Here is a 4,455-nt window from a genome sequence, read left to right as displayed (position 1 = left end):
TCCTTTCGTGAGAAGGCAACATCGGCCGGCGCCAGGTCACCATTCCGCGTGGGATGCCATTCCGCGGCGGCACGTGGGTTCCTTTCAGCGAGCGAGTTTCCCGGTTTCGGTAGAGCCGTGGTCCGGCTGGCGCACTTTTTGCAGGATGCGCCGGCAGAACGACTAGCGACCGGTACTTGCCACTCGTTACGGCAGTTGCGGCATAGCCACCACACTTTTTTGTTACTCGCGTAGCCGACGTCGGCTGGCGTCAGCTCTCCGTTCAATGTGGGATGCCATTCGGCCGCTATCTCAGGAAGCTTCTCAGCCAACGACTCACCCGGCCGCGGAGCGCCTTTAGCCTTTCCTGCGGCAATGCGCCCGCACGCGGGACAGCCATGGCCGCCGCGCGTGCGAGTACCGACGCGAGCTTGCCACTTGTGCCCGCACTTCCCGCAGATCCAGGCGACTTTCTTCTTACTGCCAACAGTGATCATCGCCGCGGTCAGCGGCGCATTCGCCTCTGCGTCCCACTCGCTCGCGACTTCGGGATACAGGGCGGCAAGCAAGTTGTCGCCGCTCGTTAGGTCGGTTGCCATGCATTATCCGAATTTGCCGGGGGGAGGTCGGGTGGTTCTTATCAGTACAACATTAGGCCCGATCACATCACGGCCAGCACTGTCGCGGCGGCGTCGAGCGCCTGGGCGATGCCAGCGGGATTGGCGCAGCAAGGGCGGCGGCCGGCGCGCACCGCAGCGGCACGGCGGCGCAGCGATCCGACCGGATCCGCCGCAGTGCAGACGTCAAACGACACCGCGGCGGCGACCAGCTGAGCGTCCGCCCACGCAAGGCCGGCGAGTGCGTCGTCGGCGTGGAGTAGGCCGGCGAGGTCTTGCAGTACGGCGCGAAACGCGGTGCTGCCCGTCGCGTCTTCCGCGGCTTGGACGAGGAGGTCCAGCGCGGCGGATTCAGGGTCGGCCGGCGGGGTGCTGGAGGCGGTTGTCATGCACCGAAGCTAACCCTATGTGAATCCAATTGCCAAGGGGTGCAGGACAATTCGTACATATATCGCTATCAGCGCAAATGCCGGAATCGGACATATGTCGGGACCGGAACAAACGCCGCGGCTCGCCGGACTCCCTCGACGTCGACGCTGTCGTCGACGCGCTGAACGCGACCCCCGGTGGACAGGTGGCTTTGCTGTTGTCGTCGAGTTGCCAACGAGCACGGCAATGGCGCCAACGGGTGCGGGGACGGCAAGCAGCAAACTGCGGTTCGTCGATGAACGAATCGCGCGATCTGGTCGCGTTGGTCATCGGCCGTGGATCACGAGTAATGAACGGCCACGTGACACAACCGCTATCGGGTTTTGCACCCACTCAGGTCATATCTAGGTCACGCAGGCCAATCCTGCGGACGAAACCGCAGGTCAACCGTGGTGCGCGATACTGGGATTGAACCAGTGACCTCTTCCGTGTCAGGGAAGCGCTCTCCCGCTGAGCTAATCGCGCCGGGGTTCCAAAGCTGGAGGTGGAGACGGGAATCGAACCCGTGTGCACGGCTTTGCAGGCCGTTGCCTCACCACTCGGCCACTCCACCGCTGGGATTGATGCCACTTGCACCTTCGAGCGGATGACGGGATTCGAACCCGCGACCCTCACCTTGGCAAGGTGATGCGCTACCAACTGCGCTACATCCGCGCGCCTCGGACGAGATCGTCGCCCGGTGCGAAGCACGACGATAGTCCACGTGAGCGGGCACATACAAATTTCTCCGTACAAGCCGTGTCCAGGCTAACGCAGAGCCGTAGAGGGGCATATGGGCCGGTACTGTCGACACCGGGCTCGTGCTAATCTTCGACGTCGTTCGCCTCTCGGCGCCGGTCCCGTGGCTCAGTGGGAGAGCGTCCGCTTCACACGCGGAAGGTCGCTGGTTCGATCCCAGCCGGGACCACAAGTAAAGACGCAGGTGGGCCCGTCGGACCGCCACTCAATCCCGCAGCCGCAAAACCTCGCTGAGCGGCCGTCGCGGCGTCAGCGCGGGCGGCTCGGCCGCGGGCGCCAGCCCCACCCGGACCAGCACCTGCGGCCGCCTGCCCTCGTCCAGCAGGTTCGCGATCATCTCGCGCGTGACTTTGAGCTCGGTGACATGCGTGACCGGGCAGGTGGCCAGGTTCGCCATCGTGCATTCCAGTAACACCGCCGACAGCGCCTCGCCGGACACCAACGCGGCCAGGCGAGTGTCGTCGTCGGTGGACAGCACCAGAATCGTCGACTCGTCCCGCGGGACCTCGGTGCGCCGTTCGGGGTCATGCGTCGTCGGGAACGTCCGCCCCACGTCGACGCGCTCCCGTTCGGCCGGCGACACCAGCGCACTGTACGGAACACCCTCCGTCGCCTCGAAAGGCGCTGTCCACCAGTGCAATTCCTCTTGGTAGGCCTGGTCGTAGAGGCGCACCGATTCGGCCACCGACGACGCCTGCGCCAGCATGTCGCGCATCTCGTCGGCCATCACGTCCAGGTGCACGGCATCGCCGTCGATGGCACCGCGCAGCGACGGCTCGAACGCCTCCCAGTTCATCGGCGCGACGAACGGCAGTCGGTCGGTCCGGCGAGTCCAGATCGCGCCGGCGCGGCGCCTCACGTCGTCGGTGACGTCCTGGGCCGGGATGACGTCGACGGACGCCAGGTGGTTCGGGTCCGCCGGGTCGGGGAACCGGGAAATCCGCGCCCGCCACCCGGCGGCCGCGAGCGCCACCCGAAGGTGATCGAGCGCGGCGCCGCAGCTGATCAGCGCCTCCCGGCCGGACCGGTCGGAGACCATCGCCCGGCTCGCATCGAGGAAGAGGTCCACCCGACCGCCGCCGGCCACCCACTGCCAGGGCTGGCTGTTGTGCAGCGACGGCGCGCGGCACGCCGAGCGCACCGCGTCCTCGAGGAGACCGGTGTCCACCAGGGGGGCTGGCATGTCGACCTCAATTCGTTGGCTGGCCCCGAGCATGTCACTTCCGCAGCCTATTGTCGGCCGAGTTTGCCCAGCGCGAACGTGAACAGCCCGTACCGGCGACAATCGGTAGGCAACCAATCTGGCAAGGACGGTGAACCATGGTCGGCAACTCCGAAGGCATCGGCACGCTCAAACTCGAATGCCCGCAGGGCCACCCCGTGGGCCGGATCCTCAAGGACGCCCCGCACCAGGCCGTCCAATTCGATCCCGGCGCCATGGTGGGGCCGCGCCGGTTCTGGCCCGACGAAGACGAGCAGCCGCAGTTCACGACGAGCTGCCGATTCTGCGAGAAGCCGGTGGGGGAGGCCACGGCCACGCTGCAGGTGAAACTGGCCGAGGTGATCGCCGACGCGTCCGCGATCACCGGCACCGCCACGCTGACGTATCTGTAGCGGGCCGCCGCCGCTACTGTAAGAGCGACAGTAGCGACCGACGTGAGAGGAATCCCGTGGCCCAGGTTCCCCCGACCCGCGACACCCCCCGCCCGCCCGAGGGGGATTGGCTCGGCACGCCCTACCTCGCCTTCGAGCGCCAGGGGTCGATCGCGGTCTGCACCATCGATCGCCCGGACGCGCGCAACGCCCTGACGCCCGCGATGTATTTCGGAATCCGTTACGCGGTGGGCCGGGTCAACGAGGATCCCGATCTCGCCGGCCTGCTGATCACCGGGACCGGGGACGTCTTCGCGCCCGGCGGCGACATGGGCGGCGGGGGCGCCACCGACAACTGGATCACCTTCGGCGGCGCGCTCGGCATGGACGTCACCCCGTTCGACACCGTGCGCACCTCGGCCAAGCCGATCGTCTCGGCGGTCAACGGCCTGTGCCAGGGCGGCGGGTTCCAGATCGCGCTGTGCAGCGACCTGTCGGTGGTCAGCGACCGGGCCACCTTCCGCGTGCCCGAGCTGTTCCGCGGCTACGCCGACACCTATTACAGCCAGATGCTCACCCGGGTCATCGGGCCGGTGCGCACCCGCGACCTGATGTTCACCGGCCGGGTGCTCACCGCCGTCGAGGCGCTGGACTGGGGCCTGGTCACCCGCGTCGTGCCGCACGAAAGCCTGCTCGACTCGGCGAAAGAGCTACTCGCGCAGTGCTGCCGCACCGCGCCGCGCGCCCGCGGGGTGATCAAGTCCAGCATCGACAGCTACCTGGGCCTCTACGACCGCATCGGCATGACGAGCAGCCTCAGCGACGCCGAGGCGCGCGAGGGCTTCCGCGCCTTCAAGGAACGCCGCTCGCCGGACTGGGTGCATCCGGACCTGCGGGTCGAGGGGCGGCTATAGGTCGATCCACTCCCCGTGGGGGGCTACCCGCAACCGGCCGCCGATCCCGGCCTGGTCGAAGGCCGCGGCGAATTCGTCGACGCCCTCGGTGAAATGGGCCCACCCGTCGACGTGGGCCGGTATCACCACCCGTGCGCCCAGCACCTCGGCGGCGGCGGCCGCGCGCGCCGCGGTCAGCGTCAGCG

The 4,455-nt window shown here is 67.7% G+C and carries 5 protein-coding genes, 4 tRNA genes and 1 pseudogene; 3 read left to right on the top strand and 7 right to left on the bottom strand.

Annotated elements, in window-relative coordinates; genetic code table 11:
- The 5 genes from HMPREF0591_RS31540 to HMPREF0591_RS27695 all read right to left on the bottom strand — a co-directional run.
- A partial coding sequence (locus HMPREF0591_RS31540) for a zinc-ribbon domain-containing protein (RefSeq protein WP_208857810.1) occupies positions 1-578 on the bottom strand: 578 nt, incomplete at its 3' end.
- A 62-nt stretch (positions 579-640) separates the two neighbouring features.
- A complete protein-coding gene (locus tag HMPREF0591_RS27710; RefSeq protein ID WP_007172093.1) occupies positions 641-985 on the bottom strand; it encodes a hypothetical protein in 345 nt (114 codons plus the stop codon).
- A 430-nt stretch (positions 986-1,415) separates the two neighbouring features.
- Positions 1,416-1,490: transfer RNA gene (locus HMPREF0591_RS27705), tRNA-Val, on the bottom strand.
- Between the two features lie 14 nt (positions 1,491-1,504).
- A tRNA-Cys gene (locus tag HMPREF0591_RS27700) sits at positions 1,505-1,578 on the bottom strand.
- Positions 1,579-1,606: 28 nt separating this feature from the next.
- Positions 1,607-1,679: transfer RNA gene (locus HMPREF0591_RS27695), tRNA-Gly, on the bottom strand.
- 181 nt (positions 1,680-1,860) lie between these two features.
- Between HMPREF0591_RS27695 and HMPREF0591_RS27690 the strand changes: the two genes are divergently transcribed.
- Positions 1,861-1,932, top strand: a tRNA-Val gene (locus HMPREF0591_RS27690).
- 36 nt (positions 1,933-1,968) lie between these two features.
- Here the strand turns inward: HMPREF0591_RS27690 and HMPREF0591_RS27685 are convergent.
- Complete coding sequence (locus tag HMPREF0591_RS27685; RefSeq protein WP_040624255.1) at positions 1,969-2,946, bottom strand: Acg family FMN-binding oxidoreductase; 978 nt, start codon at positions 2,944-2,946, stop codon at positions 1,969-1,971.
- A gap of 137 nt (positions 2,947-3,083) precedes the next feature.
- On the opposite strand from HMPREF0591_RS27685, the gene HMPREF0591_RS27680 reads away from it, so the two are divergent.
- Positions 3,084-3,377, top strand: coding sequence for a hypothetical protein (locus HMPREF0591_RS27680; protein WP_007172090.1), 294 nt, complete (start codon positions 3,084-3,086; stop codon positions 3,375-3,377).
- Positions 3,378-3,433: 56 nt separating this feature from the next.
- Positions 3,434-4,270: an enoyl-CoA hydratase/isomerase family protein gene (locus tag HMPREF0591_RS27675; RefSeq protein ID WP_007172089.1), complete on the top strand. Its 837-nt coding sequence runs from the start codon at positions 3,434-3,436 to the stop codon at positions 4,268-4,270.
- Here HMPREF0591_RS27675 and HMPREF0591_RS27670 read toward each other — a convergent pair.
- A pseudogene (locus HMPREF0591_RS27670) lies at positions 4,265-4,455 on the bottom strand (MBL fold metallo-hydrolase); the annotation flags it as partial. The gene HMPREF0591_RS27675 and the pseudogene HMPREF0591_RS27670 overlap by 6 nt on opposite strands.

Origin of the sequence: Mycobacterium parascrofulaceum ATCC BAA-614, assembly GCF_000164135.1 — a bacterium.
Classification (GTDB): domain Bacteria; phylum Actinomycetota; class Actinomycetes; order Mycobacteriales; family Mycobacteriaceae; genus Mycobacterium; species Mycobacterium parascrofulaceum.
Note: the sequence above shows the minus strand (reverse complement) of the source record. Positions and strands in the feature narration are given on the sequence as shown.

Excerpts from the sequence above, each read along its gene's own strand:
- HMPREF0591_RS27710 (WP_007172093.1), bottom strand. The coding sequence starts at position 985 with ATGACAACCGCCTCCAGCACCCCGCCGGCCGACCCTGAATCCGCCGCG.
- HMPREF0591_RS27685 (WP_040624255.1), bottom strand. The coding sequence starts at position 2,946 with ATGCCAGCCCCCCTGGTGGACACCGGTCTCCTCGAGGACGCGGTGCGC.
- HMPREF0591_RS27680 (WP_007172090.1), top strand. The coding sequence starts at position 3,084 with ATGGTCGGCAACTCCGAAGGCATCGGCACGCTCAAACTCGAATGCCCG.